This is a genomic window from Jeongeupia chitinilytica, assembly GCF_014652315.1.
GTDB lineage: Bacteria > Pseudomonadota > Gammaproteobacteria > Burkholderiales > Chitinibacteraceae > Jeongeupia > Jeongeupia chitinilytica.
In genome coordinates this window covers 1-21,697 of record NZ_BMYO01000007.1, presented here as the reverse complement: position 1 = coordinate 21,697, position 21,697 = coordinate 1, and the positions used below count along the sequence as shown (strand labels likewise).

22 protein-coding genes are annotated in these 21,697 nt (G+C 65.3%); 9 read left to right on the top strand and 13 right to left on the bottom strand.

Annotated features, from left to right (window positions below; translation table 11 throughout):
- Positions 1-94: 94 nt before the first annotated feature.
- A complete protein-coding gene (locus IE097_RS13000; protein ID WP_189461293.1) occupies positions 95-1,000 on the bottom strand; it encodes a LysR family transcriptional regulator in 906 nt (301 codons plus the stop codon).
- A gap of 135 nt (positions 1,001-1,135) precedes the next feature.
- On the opposite strand from IE097_RS13000, the gene IE097_RS12995 reads away from it, so the two are divergent.
- The 3 genes from IE097_RS12995 (at position 1,136) to IE097_RS12985 (ending at position 3,397) form a co-directional block, all read left to right on the top strand.
- On the top strand, positions 1,136-2,002 hold the full coding sequence (locus tag IE097_RS12995) for a pirin family protein (RefSeq protein WP_189461292.1): 867 nt from the start codon (positions 1,136-1,138) through the stop codon (positions 2,000-2,002).
- A 67-nt stretch (positions 2,003-2,069) separates the two neighbouring features.
- A complete protein-coding gene (gene ycaC, locus IE097_RS12990; protein ID WP_189461291.1) occupies positions 2,070-2,696 on the top strand; it encodes an isochorismate family cysteine hydrolase YcaC in 627 nt (208 codons plus the stop codon).
- A 23-nt stretch (positions 2,697-2,719) separates the two neighbouring features.
- Positions 2,720-3,397 carry a hydrolase gene (locus tag IE097_RS12985; RefSeq protein ID WP_189461290.1) on the top strand — a complete coding sequence of 226 codons (678 nt, stop codon included), beginning with the start codon at positions 2,720-2,722 and terminating at the stop codon, positions 3,395-3,397.
- A gap of 63 nt (positions 3,398-3,460) precedes the next feature.
- On the opposite strand, the gene IE097_RS12980 is transcribed toward IE097_RS12985, so the two are convergent.
- Entirely contained in the window at positions 3,461-4,654 is a 1,194-nt protein-coding gene (locus IE097_RS12980; RefSeq protein ID WP_189461289.1) for an amino acid aminotransferase, read from the bottom strand.
- A 221-nt stretch (positions 4,655-4,875) separates the two neighbouring features.
- Between IE097_RS12980 and IE097_RS12975 the strand changes: the two genes are divergently transcribed.
- From IE097_RS12975 to IE097_RS12965, 3 genes are all read left to right on the top strand, one after another.
- Positions 4,876-5,154 (top strand): DUF5710 domain-containing protein, encoded by a 279-nt coding sequence (locus IE097_RS12975; protein WP_189461288.1) that lies wholly within the window; start codon positions 4,876-4,878, stop codon positions 5,152-5,154.
- 116 nt (positions 5,155-5,270) lie between these two features.
- The gene (sbcB, locus tag IE097_RS12970; RefSeq protein ID WP_189461287.1) at positions 5,271-6,695 is read left to right on the top strand and encodes an exodeoxyribonuclease I; all 1,425 of its coding nucleotides are present in this window, start codon (positions 5,271-5,273) and stop codon (positions 6,693-6,695) included.
- Positions 6,692-7,639, top strand: a complete 948-nt coding sequence (locus IE097_RS12965) for a LysR family transcriptional regulator (RefSeq protein WP_189461286.1) — start codon at positions 6,692-6,694, stop codon at positions 7,637-7,639. Before sbcB ends, IE097_RS12965 begins: the two co-directional genes overlap by 4 nt.
- A gap of 2 nt (positions 7,640-7,641) precedes the next feature.
- Here the strand turns inward: IE097_RS12965 and IE097_RS12960 are convergent, their stop codons facing one another.
- Positions 7,642-7,935: a TFIIB-type zinc ribbon-containing protein gene (locus IE097_RS12960; protein ID WP_189461285.1), complete on the bottom strand. Its 294-nt coding sequence runs from the start codon at positions 7,933-7,935 to the stop codon at positions 7,642-7,644.
- 38 nt (positions 7,936-7,973) lie between these two features.
- Positions 7,974-10,304, bottom strand: coding sequence for a heavy metal translocating P-type ATPase (locus tag IE097_RS12955; RefSeq protein WP_189461284.1), 2,331 nt, complete (start codon positions 10,302-10,304; stop codon positions 7,974-7,976).
- A 61-nt stretch (positions 10,305-10,365) separates the two neighbouring features.
- On the opposite strand from IE097_RS12955, the gene cadR reads away from it, so the two are divergent.
- On the top strand, positions 10,366-10,800 hold the full coding sequence (gene cadR, locus IE097_RS12950) for a Cd(II)/Pb(II)-responsive transcriptional regulator (RefSeq protein ID WP_189461283.1): 435 nt from the start codon (positions 10,366-10,368) through the stop codon (positions 10,798-10,800).
- A gap of 162 nt (positions 10,801-10,962) precedes the next feature.
- Here the strand turns inward: cadR and IE097_RS12945 are convergent, their stop codons facing one another.
- Genes IE097_RS12945 through IE097_RS12935 form a run of 3 tightly spaced genes read right to left on the bottom strand, consistent with a single transcriptional unit; the run spans position 10,963 to position 13,423 of the window.
- Positions 10,963-11,739, bottom strand: coding sequence for a ferredoxin--NADP reductase (locus tag IE097_RS12945; RefSeq protein ID WP_189461282.1), 777 nt, complete (start codon positions 11,737-11,739; stop codon positions 10,963-10,965).
- 2 nt (positions 11,740-11,741) lie between these two features.
- Entirely contained in the window at positions 11,742-12,674 is a 933-nt protein-coding gene (locus tag IE097_RS12940) for an electron transfer flavoprotein subunit alpha/FixB family protein (RefSeq protein ID WP_189461281.1), read from the bottom strand.
- The gene (locus IE097_RS12935) at positions 12,674-13,423 is read right to left on the bottom strand and encodes an electron transfer flavoprotein subunit beta/FixA family protein (RefSeq protein WP_189461280.1); all 750 of its coding nucleotides are present in this window, start codon (positions 13,421-13,423) and stop codon (positions 12,674-12,676) included. Before IE097_RS12935 ends, IE097_RS12940 begins: the two co-directional genes overlap by 1 nt.
- A 107-nt stretch (positions 13,424-13,530) precedes the next feature.
- Between IE097_RS12935 and IE097_RS12930 the strand changes: the two genes are divergently transcribed.
- Complete coding sequence (locus IE097_RS12930) at positions 13,531-15,168, top strand: electron transfer flavoprotein-ubiquinone oxidoreductase (protein WP_189461279.1); 1,638 nt, start codon at positions 13,531-13,533, stop codon at positions 15,166-15,168.
- Between the two features lie 48 nt (positions 15,169-15,216).
- Here the strand turns inward: IE097_RS12930 and IE097_RS12925 are convergent, their stop codons facing one another.
- The 6 genes from IE097_RS12925 to IE097_RS12900 all read right to left on the bottom strand — a co-directional run bounded on the left by IE097_RS12925 (position 15,217) and on the right by IE097_RS12900 (position 20,711).
- A complete protein-coding gene (locus IE097_RS12925) occupies positions 15,217-16,287 on the bottom strand; it encodes a glycoside hydrolase family 18 protein (protein WP_189461278.1) in 1,071 nt (356 codons plus the stop codon).
- A 33-nt stretch (positions 16,288-16,320) separates the two neighbouring features.
- Entirely contained in the window at positions 16,321-16,671 is a 351-nt protein-coding gene (locus IE097_RS12920; RefSeq protein WP_189461277.1) for a RidA family protein, read from the bottom strand.
- Between the two features lie 84 nt (positions 16,672-16,755).
- Complete coding sequence (locus IE097_RS12915; RefSeq protein ID WP_189461276.1) at positions 16,756-17,937, bottom strand: DesA family fatty acid desaturase; 1,182 nt, start codon at positions 17,935-17,937, stop codon at positions 16,756-16,758.
- A gap of 125 nt (positions 17,938-18,062) precedes the next feature.
- Positions 18,063-19,397 carry a mechanosensitive ion channel family protein gene (locus IE097_RS12910; protein ID WP_189461275.1) on the bottom strand — a complete coding sequence of 445 codons (1,335 nt, stop codon included), beginning with the start codon at positions 19,395-19,397 and terminating at the stop codon, positions 18,063-18,065.
- Positions 19,384-19,878, bottom strand: a complete 495-nt coding sequence (rfaE2, locus tag IE097_RS12905) for a D-glycero-beta-D-manno-heptose 1-phosphate adenylyltransferase (protein ID WP_189461274.1) — start codon at positions 19,876-19,878, stop codon at positions 19,384-19,386. The genes IE097_RS12910 and rfaE2 overlap by 14 nt, the downstream gene beginning before the upstream one ends.
- Entirely contained in the window at positions 19,875-20,711 is an 837-nt protein-coding gene (locus IE097_RS12900; RefSeq protein WP_189461273.1) for a ferritin family protein, read from the bottom strand. The genes rfaE2 and IE097_RS12900 overlap by 4 nt, the downstream gene beginning before the upstream one ends.
- Positions 20,712-20,826: 115 nt before the next feature.
- On the opposite strand from IE097_RS12900, the gene IE097_RS12895 reads away from it, so the two are divergent.
- Complete coding sequence (locus tag IE097_RS12895) at positions 20,827-21,561, top strand: competence/damage-inducible protein A (RefSeq protein WP_189461272.1); 735 nt, start codon at positions 20,827-20,829, stop codon at positions 21,559-21,561.
- Positions 21,562-21,697: the final 136 nt, after the last annotated feature.

Here is a 21,697-nt window from a genome sequence, read left to right as displayed (position 1 = left end):
GCCCGAAGCCGGCACAAATAGAAGAATATGAACAAATTCTAATTATTTAGACATTTCGCCGGCTGGCGACGACTTTCCGGTTCCCGTCCCGGCTTCAGTCCTCGTTGAGCGCCTCGAAGCGCATCGCCAGATAGTTGATCAGCGCCCGCACCGCCGGCAGCTGGCCGCGACGCGACGGAAACACCGCATGGATGACCTCGCGGCGCGGCGTCCAGTCGGGCAAAACGGCCACGAGCGCGCCGTCGTTCAGCTGTTCGCGTGCCATCATCACCGGCAGTTGCACCACCCCGACGCCGGCAACGGCAGCGGCCCGCAGCGCGATCATGTCGCCGGTAACGAAACGCGGCGTGTGATTGAGCGTCATCTGTGCCCCGTCCGGGCCGAACAGCGACCAGTGGTAACCCTGTTGCGGCACGCCGAGCGCCAGGCTGGGCCAGGCAGCCAGATCGGCCGGTGCGCGCGGCGGCCCCAGCCGTTCGAGCAGTGCCGGACTCGCCATCAGGCACTGGCCGCGGTCGGCAAACCGCCGCAGCACCAGATCGCTGTCCTGCAACGGCGGCGGCCGGACCCGGATTGCCACGTCGATCGCCTCGCCGACCGGATCGACGCGCCGGTTGGTCGCTTCGAGATGCAGCGTCACGCCGGGATTTTCCGCCATGAAATCGGCGAGCATGCAGCCGACGTAGGCCTGCAGCAGCGCCACCGGGCAGGTGATCCGCACCACGCCGCGCGGCTCGGCACGCGTGATGTCGATTGCCGCCTGCGCCGCCTCGGCCTCGACCAGCATCGCCTTGCAATGCTCGTAGTAGGTCTGGCCGATGTCGGTGACGGCAAAATGCCGGGTCGAACGCTGGATCAGCCGCACGCCGAGGCGCTCCTCGAGCGCCGAAATCCGCCGGCTCAGCTTCGACTTGGGCGCGCCGAGTCCCCGCCCCGCCGGTGCGAAGCCGCCGTGCTCGACCACCTGCACGTAGTAGTACAGATCGTTCAGATCCTGCATGGCCCCTCCGTCACGCCGCTGCATTCCATCGTTCCGGAAACGGAACACTGACATCCTTTTTTGCAGTCTACTGCGACGACCGTTGCGAATCCATACTCCACTCATCGACGAGTTCATCGTCACAAGGAGACGGACATGAAACGGATTCTCGGTGTGTACAGCGCCCCCCGCGGCCATTGGGTCGGCGACGGTTTTCCGGTGCGTTCGCTGTTTTCGTACCAGAGCCACGGCGCCTCGCTCAGCCCTTTCCTGCTGCTCGACTACGCCGGCCCGGCCGACTTCACGCCCGCCAACCGGCCGCGCGGCGTCGGCCAGCATCCGCACCGCGGCTTCGAGACGGTCACCATCGTCTACAAGGGCGAAGTGGCCCACCGCGACTCGACCGGCCAGGGCGGCGTGATCGGCCCGGGCGACGTGCAGTGGATGACGGCCGGCGCCGGCATCCTGCATGAGGAGTTCCATTCCGAAACCTTCACCCGCAACGGCGGCGCACTCGAAATGGTCCAGCTCTGGGTCAACCTGCCGGCGCGCGACAAGCTGGCGGCACCGGGCTATCAGGCGATCACCGACGCGAGCATTCCGGTCGTCCCGCTGCCCGGCGCTGCCGGCCAGGTCCGGGTGATCGCCGGCGACCTGGCCGGCCGCCAGGGCCCGGCACGGACGTTCACGCCGATGCACGTCTGGGACATCCGGCTGCAGCAAGGCAAGCACGCCGGGTTCGACCTGCCCGAGGGCTGGCACGGCGCGCTGGTGGTGCTGCACGGCACGGTGCAGCTCAACGGCGATACGGTACTGCGGGAGGCACAGATGGCGCACCTGGCGCCGGAAGGCGTCCGCCTGAGCATCGAGGCCAATAGCGACGCGACCTTGCTGCTGCTCAGCGGCGAGCCGATCGACGAACCCATCGTCGGTTACGGCCCCTTCGTGATGAACAGCGAAGCCGAGATCGCCCAGGCCGTCGAGGACTTCAACAGCGGCCGCTTCGGCCTGATGGGCCGCTGACCGGATTCCGCCGGCCTGCCGGCCGGCGGCCGTGCCCGACCGGGCGCCTTACCACCAGGAGAACGTCATGAACCAACCCTACACACGTCTCGACAAGGACAACGCAGCCGTACTGCTCGTCGATCACCAGGCCGGACTGCTGTCGCTGGTCCGCGACATCGACCCGGACAAGTTCAAGAACAACGTACTGGCGCTGGCCGACCTCGCCAGGTACTTCGACCTGCCGACGATCCTGACCACCAGTTTCGAGAACGGCCCGAACGGCCCGCTGGTGCCTGAACTCAAGCAGCTGTTTCCCGACGCGCCGTTCATTCCGCGCCCGGGCCAGATCAACGCCTGGGACAACGAGGACTTCGTCCGCGCGGTCAAGGCCACCGGCAGGAAGCAGCTGATCATCGCCGGCGTCGTCACCGAGGTCTGCGTGGCCTTCCCGGCGCTGTCGGCACTGGCCGAGGGCTTCGAGGTCTTCGTCATCACCGATGCCTCGGGCACCTTCAACGAGATCACCCGCCATTCGGCCTGGGACCGGATGTCCGGCGCGGGCGCCCAGCTGATGACCTGGTTCGGCGCCGCCTGCGAACTGCACCGCGACTGGCGCAACGACGTCGAGGGTCTGGGGGCGCTGTTCTCGAACCACATTCCCGACTACCGCAATCTGATCAACAGCTACACCACGACCAGCCACGCGCGCTGATGCGGGCCGGAAAGGAGCACACCATGAGCAGCCCCGCCAACTTCGACGGCCAGAAGCCGATCATCGATCCCGCCGACGCAGCCCTGCTGCTGATCGACCACCAGAGCGGCCTGTTCCAGACGGTGAAGGACATGCCGATGCCGGAACTGCGCGCCAACGTCACCACGCTGGCCAAGGTCGCCACGCTGGCGAAGATGCCGGTGATCACCACCGCCTCGGTGCCGCAAGGCCCGAACGGCCCGCTGATTCCCGAAGTCCACCAGTACGCACCGCACGCGCGGTACGTAGCCCGGAAAGGCGAGATCAACGCCTGGGACAACCCGGACTTCGTCGCCGCGGTGAAGGCCACCGGCAAGAAGCAGCTGATCATCGCCGGGACCATCACCAGCGTCTGCATGGCCTTCCCGAGCATTGCCGCGGTCCACGAAGGCTATCAGGTCTTCGCTGTCATCGACGCATCGGGCACGTACTCGAAGATGGCGCAGGAAGTCACGCTGGCACGCATCGTCCAGGCCGGTGTCGTGCCGATGGACACCGCTGCCGTGTGCTCCGAAATCCAGCAGACGTGGCACCGCACCGACGCGCACGAATGGGCCGGCGCCTACGCCGCGGTCTTCCCGCCGTACTCGCTGCTGATCGAAAGCTACCGGAAGGCGCAGGACGTGGTGACCAACCGCGAAGTGCTCGACTCGCAGCGCTGAGTCCCGCCCAAAACAAAGCCCCTGTCCGCGAACAGGGGCTTTGCCATACGGGCGCCGCGGCAATCAGTCGGCCAGCACCGTGGCGATCGATCTGGCGACGTAGTCGATGTTGCCCGGGTTGAGCCCGGCGACGCACATCCGCCCGGTCTGGATCAGGTAGACCGCGAACCCCTCGCGCAACCGGTCGACCTGCGCCGGCGTCAGCCCGGTATAGCTGAACATGCCCCGCTGGGTGAGCAGGTAGCCGAAATCGCGCGCCGGGAACGCCGCCGACAGGCAGTCGAACAGCGCCTTGCGCATGGCCTTGATCCGTTCGCGCATCTGCGCGACTTCGCCGGTCCACAGGTCGAGCAACGCCGCATCGTCGAGCACGCGCGCGGCGATGCGCTCGCCGCTGGTCGGCGGGCTCGAATAGTTGCGGCGCACGGTCAGCTTCAGCTGGCTCAGCACCCGCGCCGCATCGTCGGCGGTGTGGCAGACGACCGACAGGCCGCCGACACGCTCGCCGTACAGCGCGAGGTTCTTCGAGAACGAATTGCTGACGAAGAATTCCAGCCCGGCGTCGGCCATCGCCCGGATCGCGTACGCGTCGTCGTCAAGGTTGTCGCCGAAGCCCTGATAGGCGATGTCGAGGAAGCCAATCAGCCCGCGCTCGGCAACGATGCCGATCACGCGTTGCCATTGCGCGCGGTCGAGGTCGACGCCGGTCGGGTTGTGGCAGCACGGGTGCAGGATCACGATGCTCTGTGCCGGCAGCGTGTTCAGCGTTGCGCACATCGCGTCGAACGCCACGCCACCGGTCGCTGCGTCGAAGTACGGGTAGTCGTGCACCTTGATGCCGGCGCCTTCGAAAATCGCCCGGTGGTTGTCCCAGGTCGGATTGCTGACCCAGGCCTCGCTGTTCGGGAAGTAGCGCTTGAGCAGGTCGGCACCGACCTTGAGCGCGCCCGAGCCGCCCAGCGTCTGGATCGTCGCGATGCGGCCCGCCGCCAGCACGGCGCTGTCGGCGCCGAACAGCAGCTTCTGTACCTGCGCGCGATAGCGGGCATCGCCTTCCATCGGCAGATAGGGCAGCCGCGTCGGGCCGGCCAGTGCGGCCTGCGCCTGCGTCACCGACGGCAGCAGCGGAATCACGCCGGTTTCGTCGTAATAGATGCCGATCCCCAGATTGACCTTTTCCGGCCGGACATCGCGCTGGAAGGCTTCGACCAGCGACAGGATCGGATCGCCGGGATAGGTATCGACATGGGCAAACATGGGCGCACTCGCTTCAATCGGGTTTGGGCGGGCCGGCGTCACCCTGACGCGGCCCGATGGTTTGAGGGCCGTACCGCAGCACGGCCCGAAGCGCCGATTGTGCGCGATCCGGGCCGGCTTCGTCACCTGCGGAATCAATGACGACCGCGCACGGCTTCGCCGCACTGGCTCGCAGCCCCGGACGGCGTCCGCGGTATCATGGCCGGCCTTCAGGAGTCCATATGAGCAATCCACCCAAGCGCCCCGGCGGCGCCCCGCGTGTCCAGCGTTACCTGGCCGTCCCCTTTGCGGAAAAGGATGCCGCCAAGGCGCTCGGCGCGCGCTGGGATCCGGCAAAGAAGAAATGGTATGCGCCGCAAGGTGTCGATCTGGCGCCCTTTGCGCAATGGCTGCCGCCCGATGACGGCCCCGCCGAAGCCGCACGCGGCGATACCCTGCGCGAACCGGTGCTGCCACCGGGTTTTGTCGCCTACGACGGCGAGATCCCGCCCTGGGAGTGAACGCCTCGTCTGCCCGCCAGCCTGATTCGTCGGTACACAAAGGCCAGTATGCAACTTGTCGCCGCGCGCCCGGATCGACCATCATGTCGGCAATCCTTCTACCCGGCCTTCCGCCCATGAGCAGCAGCTTTTTCTGGCACGACTACGAAACCTTCGGCATCGTCCCGCGCCGCGACCGTCCGGCACAGTTTGCCGGCATCCGCACCGACCTTGAACTGAACGAGATTGCCGCGCCGGTCGAGCTCTTCTGCCAGCCGACGCCGGACTTCCTGCCCGATCCCGAGTCCTGTCTGCTGACCGGCATCACGCCGCAGCAGTGCCTCGAACGCGGCGTGAGCGAGCGCGATTTCGCCGCCGGCATCGAGGCCGAGCTGGCGCGGCCGGGCACGATCGGCGTCGGCTACAACACCATCCGTTTCGACGACGAAGTCACCCGCTTCCTGTTCTGGCGCAACCTGTACGACCCGTACGCGCGCGAATGGCAGAACGACTGCGGCCGCTGGGACCTGCTCGACACGGTCCGCACCACCTGGGCGCTGCGCCCGGACGGCATCAACTGGCCGAACCACGACGACGGCCGGCCGAGCTTCAAGCTCGAACACCTGTCCGCGGCCAACGGTCTTGCCCACGAAGCCGCGCACGATGCGGTCTCGGACGTCCGCGCGACGATCGCCTTGGCACGGCTGATCCGCGACCGCCAGCCCAAGCTGTTCGACTTCTGCCTGAGCCTGCGCAAGAAGGACGCCGTACAAGCGCAGATCGGCGCCGAACCGAAGCCTTTCTTGCACATTTCCGGCATGTTCGGCACCGAACGCGGCTGCATGGCAGTGGTCTGGCCATTGGCCACGCACCCGACCAACAAGAACGAACTGATCGTCTGGGATCTGGCGTTCGATCCGCGCGAGCTGTTCTCGCTCGACGCCGAAACGATCCGCACCCGGATGTTCAGCCGCGCCGATGCACTGCCCGAAGGCGTCACGCGCCTGCCGATCAAGACCATCCACATCAACAAGTCGCCGATTGTCATCGGCAACCTGAAAACGCTGCAGCCGGCGCAGGCCGAACGCTGGGGCGTCGATTTCGAACTGGTCGAGCGCCATGCGGCACTGCTGCGCGATGCGCCGGCGCTGCCGTGGGCGCAGGTGTTCAAGCGCGATCTGCCACCGGTCACCGATGTCGATCAGGACCTGTACGGCGGCTTCCTGTCGAACAACGACCGGCGCACGCTGGAAAAGCTGCGCGGCCTCGACGGCGACGCGCTGGCCACCAGCCGTATCAGTTTCGACGACCGCCGGCTCGACGAGCTGCTGTTCCGCTACCGCGCGCGCAACTTCCCTGCTTCGCTGACCGAAGCCGAGGTCGAGCGCTGGCAGCTGCTGCGCGGCGAGCGGCTGTTCGAAGGCCGTGACGGCTATCTGACGCTCGAAGACTATTGCGGCCGCATCGACACGCTGGCCGAGACCGCCGACGAGCGCGGCGAGCAGATTCTGGCCGCGCTGTACGACTACGCCGAAACCATCGCGCCCGAGTACGCGGGATGAGGTACACGCTCAGGCAGCTCGAAGTCTTCGTCGCGGTCGGCCGCTTCGAGTCCGTCTCGCGTGCCGCCGAGGCGCTGAGCCTGTCGCAGTCGGCAACCAGCACCGCGCTGGCCGAGCTGGAAAAGCAGTTCGACGTGCGCCTGTTCGACCGCCACGGCAAGCGGCTGCAGCTGAACGAATCGGGCCGGGCACTGTTGCCGCGCGCGATCGAACTGCTCGACCGCGCCGGCGAAATCGAAAGCATGCTGGCCGGCAACGCCGGACTGAACGGCTTCCGCTTCGGCGCCACGCTGACGATCGGCAATTACCTGGCGACCCTGCTGGTCGGCGAATTCATGCGCCGGTATCCGGGCTGCCGGGTCCAGCTCGACGTGCACAACACCGCGCGCATCCTGCGGCAGGTCGCGCATTTCGAGCTCGACTTCGGCCTGATCGAAGGCGACAACCCGAACCCCGAACTCGCCGCCGAACCGTGGATCGCCGACGAACTGGTGGTATTCGCCGCGCCGGACCACCCGCTGACGCGGGAAAAGCACGTGACGCTGGACATGCTGGCGCGCCAGCCGTGGATCGTGCGCGAATCCGGCTCGGGCACGCGACAGGCGTTCGAGAACGCCTTCCATCAGGTCCGCTCGCAGATGGACGTGCGGCTGGAGCTCGAGCACACCGAAGCCATCAAGCGCGCGGTCGAGGCCGGCATGGGCGTGTCCTGCATCTCGCGGCTGGCGCTGAAGGAAGCGTTCCGTCGTGGCAGTCTGGTGCCGATCGAGGTCGACGACCTGAACCTGCAGCGGCAGTTCCACATCGTCTGGCACAAGCAGAAATTCCATACCCCGGGCATGCAGGCCTTCATTGCCCTGTGCCGCGAAGTGACCGCCGGCGCGGCACGCAGCGACGAAATCGTCATGCGCGACGCCAGCGGCCGGGCGATCGAGTACCGCTGAGCTCAGTCGAACAGCTCTTCCCAGATCGACTTGCGCTTCTTGTACGGCTTTTGGTCGTAATGCGGCTTCTGATCGTAATGCTGCGGCCGGTTGTCGTAGCGGACTTCCTGCGGCCGCGGCTCGCTGCGCGGCGCTTCGCGGGCGGGCTGGGCGTCCTGGATCCGGGCGCGCTCGATGATCTTGTCGAGCTCGCCACGGTCGAGCCAGACGCCGCGGCAACGCGGGCAGTAATCGATCTCGACGCCCTGGCGTTCGCTCATTACCAGACGCTCATCAACACAAGTCGGACATTGCATGGTGCTCTCCAGTTTGAATTGGCACTGACGAATCGGAGCTAGCAACGCAACAACCGCAATCCGTTGCCGACCACCAGCAGACTGGCACCGACATCGGCAAACACCGCCATCCACATCGTGCCGAGCCCGGCCAGCGTCAGCGCAAGGAATACCGCCTTGATGCCGAGGGCGAGCACGATGTTCTGCACCAGCACCGCATGCGTGGCCCGCGAGAGCCTCACGAAGGCAGGCAGCTTGCGCAGGTCGTCGTCCATCAGCGCGACGTCGGCGGTTTCGATTGCGGTATCGGTGCCCATGGCGCCCATGGCGAAGCCGATGTCGGCCCGCGCCAGCGCCGGCGCATCGTTGATGCCGTCGCCAACCATCCCTATGATGCCGTCGCGACCGAATTGTTCCACGGCCGTCAATTTGTCCTGTGGCAACTGGTCGCCGCGCGCCTCGGTCACGCCCACCTGTGCGGCGATCGCGTCGGCGGTATGCGGGTTGTCGCCGGTCAGCATCACCGTTTTCACCCCCAGCGCGTGCAGCTCGGCCACCGCCTGCCGGCTGCTATCCTTGACGGTGTCGGCCACGGCGAACAGCGCGAGCACGCGCTCTGCGTCGACCAGCATCACCACGGTCTTGCCCTGGCGTTCGAGCACGTCGAGCCGTGCCTCGAGTTCGGTCGAGCAGCGGCCCTGTTCGTGCACCATCCGGTGATTGCCGAGCCAGTACGCCTTGCCGTCGATCTCGCCCCGGACGCCGCGGCCGAGCAAGGCTTCGAATCCTTCAACGTCGGCATGTGCAACCCCGGCCGCCGCACGGGCAATGGCCTGTGACACCGGGTGGTCGGAGCGGCCGGCCAGGCTTGCCGCCAGCGCCGTTGCCGCGCCCAGATCGCCGCCGTTCCAGGCTTCGGACTCGGTCTGTTCGGGCTTGCCGTGCGTTAGCGTGCCGGTCTTGTCGAGCGCCAGCGTTTTCAGCTTGCGCCCTTCCTCCAGGTACACGCCGCCCTTGATCAGGATGCCGCGCCGTGCGGCAGCAGCGAGACCGCTGACGATAGTCACCGGCGTCGAGATCACCAGCGCGCACGGGCAGGCGATCACCAGCAGTACCAGCGCCTTGTAGATCCACGCGAGCCACGCACCATCGAACAGTGGCGGCACGACCGCGACCAGCAGGGCCACGGCAAACACGATCGGCGTGTAGACACGGGCGAACTGGTCGACGAAGCGCTGCGTCGGCGCCTTCGCGCCCTGCGCTTCCTCGACGGCATGGATGATGCGCGCCAGCGTGGTGTTGGCCGCAGCAGCGGTGACGCGGTAATCGAACGAACCCGATGCGTTGATCGTGCCGGCGAACACCGGGTCGCCTTCGCCCTTCTCGACCGGCAGGCTTTCGCCGGTGATCGGAGCCTGGTTGATTGTCGAGCTGCCTGAGACGATCTCGCCGTCGAGCGCGACGCGCTCGCCCGGCCTGACGCGAACGACGTCGCCAACGGCGACTGCCTTGGCGTCGACCTCCAGCCAACCGCCGTCAGGCTGGCGTACCGTGGCGCGCTCCGGGGCCAGATCCATCAGCCCGGCGATCGCGTTGCGGGCGCGGTCCAGCGACTTGGCCTCGATCAGCTCGGCCAGCGTGAACAGCACCATCACCATTGCGGCCTCGGGCCACTGGCCGAGGATCAGCGCACCGGTGACGGCGATGCTCATCAGCGCGTTGATATTGAGGTTGCCGTTGCGGATCGCGACCCAGCCCTTGCGGTACGTCGTCAGCCCGCAGGCCAGCACCGCAGCGATCGCCAGGACCGCGGCGATCCACGTCGGCAGCCCGGTCCACTCGATGACCTCCGCCCCCACCGCCAGCACGCCAGCCAGCGCCAGCGGCCACCACGGTTTTTTCACCGCAGGTGCCGGCGCGACACCGGCCTCGGGCAGCTCGGGCGTGAAACCGAGCGAGCGGATCGCGGCCAGCACTACATCAAGCGCGTCCGGCGCGTGGACGACGGTCAGCACGCGCTGCATCAGATTGAATTCGAGCCGGCGCACGGCTGTCATACCGCCGAGCTTCTTGCGGATCAGTGCTTCCTCGGTCGGGCAGTCCATCTCGCCGATGCGGATCTGCGTGGTGACGCCGTCGGCACCGGCAACGCTCGCCGCCAACGGCTGGAGCACCGCGGCCGGCGCGCTGCAGGCCTCGCCATGCGCGTGGTCGTGGTCGTGGTCGTGGTCGTGGTCGTGGTCGTGGTCGTGGTCGTGGTCGTGGTCGTGGTCGTGGTCGTGGCGGCGAGGTTGACCGACGGCGCGGTAGCGGCTGGCCGGTTTGGCGGCGCCATCCGTCGGTCCGTTTGTCGGACCATTGCCATGATCGTGATCGCAACAGCTGGACATGGTGGACTCCGGTTGCGGTATAACGGGAGTACACACCCTGAAGCCACTACAAGGTCAAGCGATGAAGATCGGTGAACTGGCGCAGACCGCGCAATGCAGCGTCGAAACCGTCCGCTACTACGAAAAGGAGGGGCTGCTGCCCGCTGCCGAGCGCACCGCCAGCAACTACCGCAGCTACGGTCCGGCACACATCGAGCGGCTGCGCTTCATCCGCAACTGCCGCGCGCTGGACATGACGCAGGACGAAATCCGTACCCTGCTCGGTTTCGTCGACGACCCGGCCGCCGGCTGCGGCGCGGTCAATCATCTGGTCGACGAGCACCTCGGCCACGTGCAAGCGCGCATCGCCGAACTGCTCGAGCTGGAAAAGCAACTGGTCGAGCTGCGCCACCGCTGCAACGGCGAATTCCCGGTCGACGCTTGCGGCATCGTCCAGGGCCTGAACCAGATGGACACCGAGCCCAAACCGGCGCACCGGCACACGCACCTGGGCTAGCACTCACCCAGCGCCCGGAAATGCAAAAACGGCCCCGAAGGGCCTTTGCGGATTGCACCTGAATAAGCGAGCGGTGTGGATGCAGGACGCGAAGCAAGCCGCGACGTGTACGCACAGTACACGAGCGGCGCAGCGACAAAGTCCTGCGCCGCACCGCGATGCTTACTTCTCGACGAAGGCGCGCTCGATCACGTAGTCACCCGGCTGACCGATCCGCTTGCTGACCTGGAAGCCGCGCGCGTCGAGCAGCTTGCACGTGTCTTCGAGCATCGCCGGACTGCCGCACAGCATCGCACGGTCGGTTTCCGGGTTGAACGGCGGCAGGCCGATGTCTTCGAACAGCTTGCCCGACTCCACCAGATCGGTCAGACGGCCCTGATTGCGGAACGGCTCGCGCGTGACGGTCGGGTAGTAGATCAGCTTGTTGCGCACTTCCTCGCCGAAGAACTCGTTGTTCGGCAGCTCGTTCTGGATGAAGTCGGCATAAGCCAGTTCCGACACGGTGCGCACGCCGTGGAACAGCACGATCTTGTCGTACTGCTCGTACGCTTCCGGATCCTGGATCAGCGACATGAACGGCGCCAGACCGGTACCGGTGCTGAGGTAGTACAGCGTCTTGCCCGGCTTCAGGTCCGACAGCACCAGCGTGCCGGTCGGCTTCTTGCTGACGAGGATTTCGTCACCGACCTGGATCTTCTGCAACTCGGAGGTCAGCGGGCCGTTCGGCACCTTGATGCTGAAGAACTCGAGATGCTCCTCGTAGTTCGGGCTGGCGATCGAGTAGGCACGCATCACCTTCTTGCCGTTGATCTCGAGGCCGATCATCACGAACTGGCCGTTTTCGAACTTCAGGCCCGGGTCGCGCGTGGTCTTGAAGCTGAACAGCGTGTCGTTCCAGTGGTGGACCGAGAGGACTTTTTCGGAGTTGTAAGTGCTCATTATTATTTTTCCAGTGCTTTGGTGAGTTGCGGCACGGCATCGAACAGGTCGGCAACGAGGCCGAAGTCGGCGACCTGGAAGATGGCCGCATCCGGATCGTGGTTGATCGCGACGATGACCTGGCTGTCCTTCATCCCGGCCAGATGCTGCTGGGCGCCGGAAATGCCGGCGGCAATGTACAGCTCGGGGGCGACCACGGTGCCGGTCTGGCCGACCTGCTGCTCGTTCGGCGCAAAGCCGGCGTCGACCGCGGCGCGGGTGGCGCCGATTGCCGCGCCGAGCTGGTCGGCCAGCGGGCCGAGCAGCGCTTCGAAACGCTCGCCGAACGAACGGCCGCCGGACACGACGACGCGCGCCGACGCCAGCTCCGGCCGCTCGGACGTGTTCTTGCTTTCCGACACCCAGCGCACCCGGGTGTCGGCCGCCGGCGCAGCCAGCGTCTCGATCGTGGCCGGCGTTGCGGTCGCAGCAGCAGCTGGGAAGCTGGTCGCGCGAACCGTAACGACCTGGATCGGGTCACTGCTTTCGACCGTCGCCAGCAGGTTGCCGGCATAGATCGGCCGGACATAGGTCGCCGGTGCGGTGATGGCAACGGCGTCGGCGATCATCGCCACGTCGAGCAGACCGGCGACGCGCGGCAGCGCGTCCTTGGCCAGCGTCGAATGCGGTGCGAGGATGACCTGGAAATCGGCTGCCAGCGATTTGACGATATTGGCGACGTCGGCCGCCAGCGGATGAGCCAGATGCGGTGCGTCGACGCGCAGCACGCGGGTCACGCCTTCGAGTTGTGCGGCATCGACCGCCACGGCGGCGGTGTCGCCACCGAGCACCAGCACGTGGACCGGCGCGTTCCAGGCTTGGGCGGCACCGACGGCGCGACGGGTCGCGGCCTTGAGTTGGCGGCCGTCGTGATCGGCCAGAATCAGTACGCTCATTACAGCACCCCCGACGCGCGCAGTTTTTCGACCAGCTCGGCCACGCTGGCGACCTTGATGCCCGCCTTGCGTTGTTCCGGAGCGGCCACCTTGAGGCGCTTGACGCGCGGCGTGAAGTCGACGCCGGTCTCGGCGGCATCGAGCACTTCGATCGGCTTTTTCTTCGCCATCATCAGGTTCGGCAGTTTGACGAAGCGCGGTGCGTTCAGGCGCAGATCGCAGGTCACCACCGCCGGCAACGCCAGCGCGATGGTTTCGACGCCACCGTCGACTTCGCGCGTCACCACCGCTTCGCTACCTTCGACCTTCAATTCCGACGCGAACGTCGCTTGCGGCCAGTCGAGCATTGCGGCGAGCATCTGGCCGGCCTGGCCGGCGTCGTTGTCGATCGCCTGCTTGCCGACGAGGACGAGCCCCGGCTGTTCGCGTTCGACCACGGCCTTGAGCAGCTTGGCGACAGCCAGCGGCTGCAGGAAGGCGCCGCCGGTCTCGACCGTCAGTGCACGGTCGACGCCCATCGCCAGCGCATGGCGCAGCGCTTCCGGGCTGGCCGCACTGCCGAGGCTGACGGCGACGATTTCGGTGGCGACGCCCTTTTCCTTCAGGCGCAGCGCCTCTTCGACGGCGATTTCGTCGAAGGGGTTGATGTTCATGCGAACGCCGTCGAGTTCCACATCGCTGCCGTCCGGCTTGGCGCGCACGGGGACGTTGTGGTCGACGACGCGTTTGACGGCGACGAGAATCTTCATGGGCACTCCTACAGTTTGCCCGACATTTTATTCGGCATTAAAATATCAGTTAATCGGATTGTTTCTATATTTTATATCCGTTATTTAGATATGCGAACGAGTAATTAATGCAACGCGACGAAATGGAATACGACGTTGTGGTCGTCGGCGCCGGCCCTGCGGGTCTGGCTGCGGCGATCCGCCTGAAGCAACGCGCGCCCGACGTGAGCGTTTGCGTACTCGAAAAAGGGCCGGAAGTCGGCGCCCACCTGCTGTCGGGCGCGGTGATCGACCCGCGAGCGCTCGACGAGCTGCTGCCCGAATGGCGCAAGGCACCGCTGAAATTGCGCGTACCGGTTGCGCGCGAGGAGATGCTGTTCCTCAAGCAATCCGAAGCCGAAACGCTGCCGCACGCGCTGTTGCCGAAAATACTCAAGAACGACGGCTGTGAAATCCTCAGCCTCGGCGAGCTGGCGCGCTGGCTGGCAACGCAGGCCGAAGCACTCGGGGTGGAAATCTACCCGGGTTTTGCCGCCGCCGAACTGTCGCTCGACGAACACGGTGCGCTCAACGGCGTGATCACCGGCGATTTCGGCATCAAGCGCAACGGTCAGGCCGGCCCCGAGTACGCGCCGGGCATGCTGATCAGGGCGAAATACACCCTGCTGAGCGAAGGCGCGCGCGGCTCGCTGACACGCAAGGCCGAAACGCAGTTCAAGCTGCGCACCGACAGCGACGTGCAGAAATTCGGCATCGGCCTGAAAGAGCTGTGGCGGGCCGCACCGGCCCGGCACCAGCCCGGCACCGTCGTGCATTCGCTCGGCTGGCCGCTCGACAACAGCACCGGCGGTGGCGGCTTCCTCTATCACCAGGCCGACGGGCTGATCGCGGTCGGTTTCGTCGTCCACCTCGACTATGCCAACCCGTACATCAACCCGTACGAGGAATTCCAGCGCTTCAAGACCCATCCGGCGATCCGCGCCCACCTCGACGGCGGCGAGCGGCTCGAATACGGTGCCCGCGCCATTGCCGAAGGCGGCCTGCAGTCGCTGCCGAAGCTGACGTTCCCGGGCGGTGCACTGATCGGCGACTCGGCCGGCTTCATCAATCTGCCGCGGATCAAGGGCATCCACAACGCGATCAACTCCGGCATGATCGCTGCCAATGCCGTCGCCGACGCCATTGCCGCCGGTCGCAGCCACGACGAACTGGCCGCCTACCCGGCCGCGCTGAAACAGTCGTGGACGTGGAAGGAGCTCGACGTCGTCCGCAATGCCAAGCCGATGCTGTCACGCTTCGGCACGCTGCTCGGCGTCGCCTGTACCGGGGCCGAACTGACCCTGCGCCAGTTCGGCATCCGCCTGCCGTGGACGCTGAAGCATGCCGGCGCCGATCATGCCAAGCTCAGGCCGGCGAACGAGTTCAGCCCGATCATCTATCCGAAACCCGACGGCGTGCTCAGCTTTGACAAGCTGACCTCGCTGACGTTTTCGAGCGTCCAGCACACCGAGGATCAGCCCGCCCATCTGCGGCTGACCGACCCGGCCAAGGCCATCGACGTCAACCTCGCCAGGTTTGCCAGCCCGGAATCGCGCTACTGCCCGGCCGGCGTCTACGAGATCGTCGAGGACCACTACGGCCCGCGGCTGCAGATCAACGCCAGCAATTGCATCCACTGCAAGACCTGCGACATCAAGGACCCGACGCAAAACATCGTGTGGGCCACGCCCGAAGGCGGTGGCGGCCCGCAGTACAGCCGGATGTAGCCATGCAAGAGAAAAACCGCCCGAAGGCGGTTTTTCTTTTTTGCGGTCTCAGTCGACCAGTCCCTGCCACAACGTGGTCAGCAGCGTATCGGTTTCGTCCTCGGTGTATTCCCAGAAGAAACCGCCGGCGAGTCCCTCGCTGCGGATGAACGCCGTCTTGGCACGGATCGATTCGGCATCGTCATACGAAATGAAGGTATCGCCGTCGACCAGCAGCCACGGCGCCTGCGCATCCGCATCCCAGTGGCGCACCGCCCGGCCGGAGGCCAGCAGTTCGGTAATCAGCGTGAACGAATCGAAGCCGTTGCTCTTCGGCGTCCCCGGCGCCCCCAGTCCGGCGGCGCCGACCCCCTTGAGACTGCGGCCGTAGAAGGCGCAACCGAGCACCAGCTTGTTCCGCGGCACACCGGCCGCCGTGAACAGCGCAACCGATCTGGCGCAGCTGTCGCCCTCGGGATCGACCGGCGTGTTGTAGAGGTTGGTGTGGTGGCCGGCGCGGGTCGCCCAGCCGTTGTAGAAGTCGTAGGTCATCAGGTTGACGAAGTCGCATTGCGCCGCGACGGCCTCCATCTCGACGCCGTCGAGATAGTACTGGCCGGCACCGGCGGCGATCGTCAGCAGGTGGTGCACACCGCGGCCGTCGGCCGCCGACAGGGCGTCGAGCTGGCGGCGCAATTCGGCCAGCATCAGCGTGAAGTTGGCCTTGTCTTCCGGCCGCGCCTTGATGTCGGCCATGTCGTGGGTCGGGTACTCCCAGTCGAGGTCGATGCCGTCGAAACCGTACTGCTGCATGAAGGCGATCGCCGATGCGGCGAACGCGGCACGGCTTTCCGCGGTCAACGCCGCGTCGGAGAAACCGTCGGCGCTCCAGCCGCCGATCGAGATCAGCAGTTTCAGGTGCGGGTGACGGCCGCGCAACGCAACCAGATCGGCGATGCGCGATTCGGCGCGCGGCTGGCCGCCTGCCTCTTCGCTGTTGGTGAACAGCACCACCTCGCCGTCGCGGATGTTGGCAAAGGCGTAGCAGATGTGGGTGAGCCGTTCCGCATCGCGTTCGAGCGGCAGTCGGGAAAAATCTTGCCAGCCGGCAATGTATGCCAGCAGGATCGGTGCAGCCATGTGTCCTCCGTTGCGGGACCGGCTGCAGCGAAATCAGAGTGCAGCGATCACCGACATTTCAACCTTGTAGCGCGGATCGGCGAGGCGGGCCTCGACCGTCGCCCGCGCCGGCGTATGCCCCTGCGGTACCCATGCCGACCACGCTTCGTTCATGTCGTCGTAGTCGGCCATGTCGGCCAGATAGATCGTCACCGAGAGGATCTTCTGCTTGTCCGAACCGACCTCGGCGAGCAGCCGGTCGATACACGCCAGCACCTCGTCGGTCTGGCCGCGAGCATCTTTGTCTAGCGTATCGGCAATCTGGCCGGCCAGATAGACGGTATTGTTGTGCACGACAATTTCGGCCAAGCGCGGGCCGATGTGGTAACGCTGGATGCTGGACATGACGTTTCCTCGGTGGGTTCTTCCCAAGCATAAAACAAAAGGCGGGCCATCTGGCCCGCCTTTGTTCGCTTGACGCCGCCGGGATCAGACCACGGCAACGGTACGCAGACGCATCGAGAAGTCCTGCAGCGACTTGATGCCGCTGGCCTCGGCACGGGCGCACCAGTCCTGCAGGTGCTTGACCAGCTCCGGCCGCGACAGGGCCGAGCGTTCCCACAAGCGGGTCAGCTCCTGGCGCATCTGGTAAACCTGCGCCAGTACCTTGCTGTGCGCGAGGATGGCATCGAGCTTCGGCTTGTCGCTCTCGGCGGTGTCCTTGGCGTCCTGCTTCAGCCAGACCTTCATCTGCTTCAGGTCGACCTGCGGCAGGTGGGCATGTGCGCGCAGCTTGTCGAACTCGTCGGCCACGGTTTCCTTGAAGGTGCGCGCGTAATGCGCAGCGATCGCGTAGCGGTTGGCGACGATGGCGCTCAGCGCCTGCTCGTCGAGCTCCGGCCGGGCACCGACGGTCTTCATCTTCGGCGCAACGCGACGGACCTTGGCCATGCGCAGCATTTCCATCGCACGGATGTAGCCCCAGCCGATGTCGAACTCGAACCACTTGTACGAGAACTTCGCCGACGTACCGAAGGTGTGGTGATTGTTGTGCAGCTCCTCGCCGCCGACGATGATGCCCCACGGTACGAGGTTGGTCGACGCATCCTCACACTCGAAGTTGCGGTAGCCGACGTAGTGGCCCAGACCGTTGATGACGCCGGCGGCCCAGAACGGAATCCAGACCATCTGCAGCGCCCAGATCCAGATGCCGTTGACGCCGAACAGCGCCAGATTGACGATCATCATCGTCGTCGGGCCCATCGCGCTGTGCTTGCTGTAGAGGTTGCGTTCGAGCCAGTCGTCCGGCGTACCGTGGCCGAACTTCTCCATGGTCTCGTCGACCTTGCAGGCGGCACGGTACAGCTCTGCGCCCTCGAAGAAGACCTTCTTGATCCCGAGCACCTGCGGGCTGTGCGGATCTTCCGCGGTTTCGCACTTGGCGTGGTGCTTGCGGTGGATCGCGGCCCACTGCTTGGTCACCATGCCGGTGGTCAGCCACAGCCAGAAACGGAAAAAGTGGCTGGGAATCGGTCCCAGGTCGATGGCGCGGTGCGCCTGATGGCGGTGCAGATAGATCGTCACCGACGCGATGGTGATGTGCGTGAACACCAGCATCACCACGATATAGCCCCACCAGGGCAGGTCGATCAGGCCATTCAGCCAAGTCATGATCGTCGATTCTCCAGTCGTGTAAAAACGCCCGCGCAGCGGATGCGCGCGGGCGAAGCGTTGATCTTACTCAATTTTTTGCGACAGTGCTTGACCGTTCATACCAAACGCGGGTACGGCAGTTTTCACTCCGGCTGCGAGCACCCCTGCAGGTTGCCGTCACCGGCCTGGCGTTCGTTCGGACGGAAGTGGACCACGTCGAGGCGGTTGAACGGAATGTTGACGCCGTGTTCGCGGAAAGCCGCCCAGATGCGCTGATTGATTTCCGAACGCAGGCTCAGCTGGCCGTTTTCCGGATCCTTGAGCCAGAAGCCGACCGACATGTCGACCGAACTGGCGCCGAAGGTCTCGATGTAGGCGCGCGGCGGCGGATCCGTCATGATGCGCGGATGCGCCGACGCGATGTCGACCAGCAGCTTCATCACGTGGTCGAGATCGCTTTCGTACGCGACCGACACCGGCACCTTGGTCCAGATCTTCCTTTCCAGATACGACTGGTTGACCACGGTCGAAGTGACCAGCGTGTCGTTCGGAATCAGCGCCTCGGTCCCGTCGGCACTCTTGAGCACGACATAACGCGAAGTGATGCTCGCGATCACGCCCTGCCGGTTGTCGATGGTCACGAGATCGCCGATCTTGATCGACCGGTCGATCAGGATGATGAAGCCCGACACGTAGTTCGACGCGATCTTCTGCAGGCCGAAACCGAGGCCGACGCCGAGTGCACCGCCGAATACCGACAGCACGGTCAGGTCGATGCCGACCAGCGGCAGCGCGATGATCACGGCCAGCACCACGAGGCCGGTCTGCACCAGCTTGACCAGCACGACGCGGACGTTCATGTCGATCACCGACGCACGCATCAGCCGGCGTTCGAACAGCCTTGCAACCCACAGCGCGATCAGCAGCGTCGCGGCGACCGAAGCGATGCCCTGCAGGATCAGCAGGACCGAAATGCGGCTCTTGCCCATCGTGAAGCTGATCGCATCCAGCGCTTCCGCCACCTCCGGCAGGATGCCGAGGACGTGCAGCACGTACACGCCCCAGATCGCCGCGGCGATGTAGCGCTCACCCCGCCTGACCCAGTGCGCGCCGTCGAACACGTGCTGCAGCATGTAGACCAGCACGCGGATGTTGGCCATGGCCGTCAGCAGCACGGCCGAGATCGCCAGCAGGGAATGGCGTTCCGGATAGATCAGCCCCAGCACGCGGCCGCCGATGAACAGCAGGATCAGCGCGTTCAGCGGGAAGAAGATCCGTAGCAGCCCCTCTCCTCCGGCGCGCCAGCGGCTGTTTTCGAGGCCGAGTTTGGGCTTGAGATACGTGTTCCCGCACCAGGCAAGGAGCAGCACCAGCAACAGGACGCCGGCCTGCGCCAGCATCTGCGGGTGGAGCAGGCCCGACCGGTTGACGTCGGCCAGCAGGTCGATGACCAGGTTCTGCCGGTCAGGAATTTGCACTGCGGATCTTCTCCAGTGTGCGCGTGGTCGAGGTCTGGTGCAGGAACGGGATCGAATGCACGGCACCGCCCCAGCCGAACACCTCCCTGGCGCCAACGATGTTGTCGACCGCCCAGTCACCGCCCTTGACGAGAATGTCCGGGCGGACCGCCAGAATCAGCTCGTACGGCGTATCGGCGTCGAACCACGTGACCAGACTGACGCTCTCGAGCGCCGCGATCACTGCGGCACGCTGCTCCAGCGCGTTGATCGGCCGATCGTCACCCTTGCCCTGCCGGCGGACGGAGGCATCGGTATTCAGCGCGACGACCATGCCGGCACCGAGCGAGCGGGCCTGCGCCAGATAGGTCACGTGACCGCGGTGCAGGATATCGAAGCAGCCGTTGGTGAACACCAGCGGCCGCGGCAGAGTCGCCAGCCGGTCGGCCAACTGTTCGGGCGGACAGAGCTTCTGCTCGAAGGAGACCGACAGCATGCTCATTCGCCCTGGCCGGCCAGCAGCTGCTTGCGGTAGCGGTTCAGCTCGGCCGGTGTTTCGAACTTCTCGCCGAACAAGCTCGACAGGTTGCGCAGGATGCCGCCGATGACCCGGCCTTCGCATTCCTTGTCGAACTGGATCTGCTCGTCCAGCCAGCGCTCCAGCCACTCCGGGTCCGGCAGACGGCTCTGGATGGTATCGCGCGGAAAGTGTTCCTTGCTGACGTGCAGATTGGTCGGATGCATCGGCTTGCCCGAACGCGCGCTCGACGCCATCAGGAAACCGATCTTGGCAAAGGCCAGCCTGGCTTCGTTGCCCGTGCGGTCGATCGCCCGTTTCATGTACTTGAGGTAAGCACCACCGTGGCGCGCTTCGTCCGTCGACAGCGTCTTGTAGATCTGCTTGATCACCGGTTCGGTATGCCAGTCGGCCGCACGGCGATACCACTGCGTCAGGCGCACTTCGCCGCAGAAATGCAGCATCAGCGTTTCCAGCGCCGGCGCCGGATCAAAATTGAAACGGATTTCGTGCAGCTCTTCCTCGGTTGGCGCCAGTTCGGGGCGGAAACGACGCAGGTATTCCATCAGCACCAGCGAGTGCTTCTGCTCTTCATAGAACCAGATCGACATGAAGGCCGAGAAGTCGCTGTCGTCCTGATTGTCACGCAGAAACATCTCGGTCGCCGGCAGGGCCGACCACTCGGTGATCGCGTTCATCTTGATCGTCATCGCTTGTTCGTCGGACAACAGGCTGGCGTCAAACGCATCCCATTGGATATCGTCGGCCATATCCCAACGGGCTTTTTCGAGGTCGGCGAACAATTGCGGGTAAAGCATCGGGATCGACTCCTGCGCCGGGGCGCGGCAAACTGAACAAAATAGATAAACCCCTAATTAGACCTGCTGCCAACGCGAGCGGCAAGCGTTTGCGGCCAAGTCATCAGAGTGTCATATGGAATTTGAACTTTTCATCATCGGCGACGAAATCCTTTCGGGACGCCGTCAGGACCGGCACTTTGCAGCGATCCTGGCACTACTTGAAGAGCGGGGCCACCATCTCGCCGGCGTCTACTATCTGCCCGACCAGCCCGATCGTCTTGAGGCGGCCTTCCGGCAACAGCAGGCGCGAGGGCTGCCGCTCATCAGTTGCGGCGGCATCGGCGCGACACCGGACGACCATACACGCCTCGCACTGGCACGTGCACTGGACCTGCCACTCGTGCGCCATACCGAAGCGGGCGGTTTGATCGAACAGCGTTTTGGCGAAGCCGCCTATCCGCATCGCATTCACATGGCCGATTTTCCCGCTGGCGCCGGCCTGATCCCCAACCCGGTCAATCAGGTTGCAGGTTGCCGCTGCGGGCACACCCATCTGCTGCCGGGATTTCCGGAAATGGCCTGGCCCATGTGCGCCTGGCTGCTCGACCAATACTACCCTGCCGTTGCTGCCGAGATCCGCCATTCGCTGATTGCCATCGACGCACGGGAGGGCGAGCTGATCGACCTGATGCAGGAACTGGTCCAACACTGGCCGGCAGTGCGCTTCAGCAGCCTGCCGTCGTACGGCAATGAACGCCATCCGGCACCCCACATCGATTTCAGCGTCAGCGGTCAGGAACCTGAGGTCGATGAGGCTTACGACTTTCTACGGCAGGCCCTGTCACTACGCGGCATCAACCTGATCTGAGCGTGGCCGGCGCAGCGAAGTTCCTGCCCGGATAGCGGCATTCTTCACGGCAATAGCCCCAGATCTGCCGCAGCCGTCGCGTCGCGCCAAAGCAAAAACCCCCTGCAGCATGGCTGCAGGGGGTTTGCATGGGGAG

What these genes read in the sequence shown, in the direction of transcription:
- cadR (WP_189461283.1), top strand. Translation starts at nt 10,366, where the DNA reads ATGAAGATCGGTGAACTGGCGCAGACCGCGCAATGCAGCGTCGAAACC.
- rfaE2 (WP_189461274.1), bottom strand. Translation starts at nt 19,878, where the DNA reads ATGAGCATGCTGTCGGTCTCCTTCGAGCAGAAGCTCTGTCCGCCCGAA.
- IE097_RS12925 (WP_189461278.1), bottom strand. Translation starts at nt 16,287, where the DNA reads ATGGCTGCACCGATCCTGCTGGCATACATTGCCGGCTGGCAAGATTTT.
- sbcB (WP_189461287.1), top strand. Translation starts at nt 5,271, where the DNA reads ATGAGCAGCAGCTTTTTCTGGCACGACTACGAAACCTTCGGCATCGTC.
- IE097_RS13000 (WP_189461293.1), bottom strand. Translation starts at nt 1,000, where the DNA reads ATGCAGGATCTGAACGATCTGTACTACTACGTGCAGGTGGTCGAGCAC.
- ycaC (WP_189461291.1), top strand. Translation starts at nt 2,070, where the DNA reads ATGAACCAACCCTACACACGTCTCGACAAGGACAACGCAGCCGTACTG.
- IE097_RS12920 (WP_189461277.1), bottom strand. Translation starts at nt 16,671, where the DNA reads ATGTCCAGCATCCAGCGTTACCACATCGGCCCGCGCTTGGCCGAAATT.
- IE097_RS12980 (WP_189461289.1), bottom strand. Translation starts at nt 4,654, where the DNA reads ATGTTTGCCCATGTCGATACCTATCCCGGCGATCCGATCCTGTCGCTG.
- IE097_RS12895 (WP_189461272.1), top strand. Translation starts at nt 20,827, where the DNA reads ATGGAATTTGAACTTTTCATCATCGGCGACGAAATCCTTTCGGGACGC.
- IE097_RS12985 (WP_189461290.1), top strand. Translation starts at nt 2,720, where the DNA reads ATGAGCAGCCCCGCCAACTTCGACGGCCAGAAGCCGATCATCGATCCC.
- IE097_RS12965 (WP_189461286.1), top strand. Translation starts at nt 6,692, where the DNA reads ATGAGGTACACGCTCAGGCAGCTCGAAGTCTTCGTCGCGGTCGGCCGC.
- IE097_RS12930 (WP_189461279.1), top strand. Translation starts at nt 13,531, where the DNA reads ATGCAACGCGACGAAATGGAATACGACGTTGTGGTCGTCGGCGCCGGC.
- IE097_RS12995 (WP_189461292.1), top strand. Translation starts at nt 1,136, where the DNA reads ATGAAACGGATTCTCGGTGTGTACAGCGCCCCCCGCGGCCATTGGGTC.
- IE097_RS12975 (WP_189461288.1), top strand. Translation starts at nt 4,876, where the DNA reads ATGAGCAATCCACCCAAGCGCCCCGGCGGCGCCCCGCGTGTCCAGCGT.
- IE097_RS12900 (WP_189461273.1), bottom strand. Translation starts at nt 20,711, where the DNA reads ATGCTTTACCCGCAATTGTTCGCCGACCTCGAAAAAGCCCGTTGGGAT.
- IE097_RS12935 (WP_189461280.1), bottom strand. Translation starts at nt 13,423, where the DNA reads ATGAAGATTCTCGTCGCCGTCAAACGCGTCGTCGACCACAACGTCCCC.
- IE097_RS12955 (WP_189461284.1), bottom strand. Translation starts at nt 10,304, where the DNA reads ATGTCCAGCTGTTGCGATCACGATCATGGCAATGGTCCGACAAACGGA.
- IE097_RS12960 (WP_189461285.1), bottom strand. Translation starts at nt 7,935, where the DNA reads ATGCAATGTCCGACTTGTGTTGATGAGCGTCTGGTAATGAGCGAACGC.
- IE097_RS12915 (WP_189461276.1), bottom strand. Translation starts at nt 17,937, where the DNA reads ATGACTTGGCTGAATGGCCTGATCGACCTGCCCTGGTGGGGCTATATC.
- IE097_RS12940 (WP_189461281.1), bottom strand. Translation starts at nt 12,674, where the DNA reads ATGAGCGTACTGATTCTGGCCGATCACGACGGCCGCCAACTCAAGGCC.
- IE097_RS12945 (WP_189461282.1), bottom strand. Translation starts at nt 11,739, where the DNA reads ATGAGCACTTACAACTCCGAAAAAGTCCTCTCGGTCCACCACTGGAAC.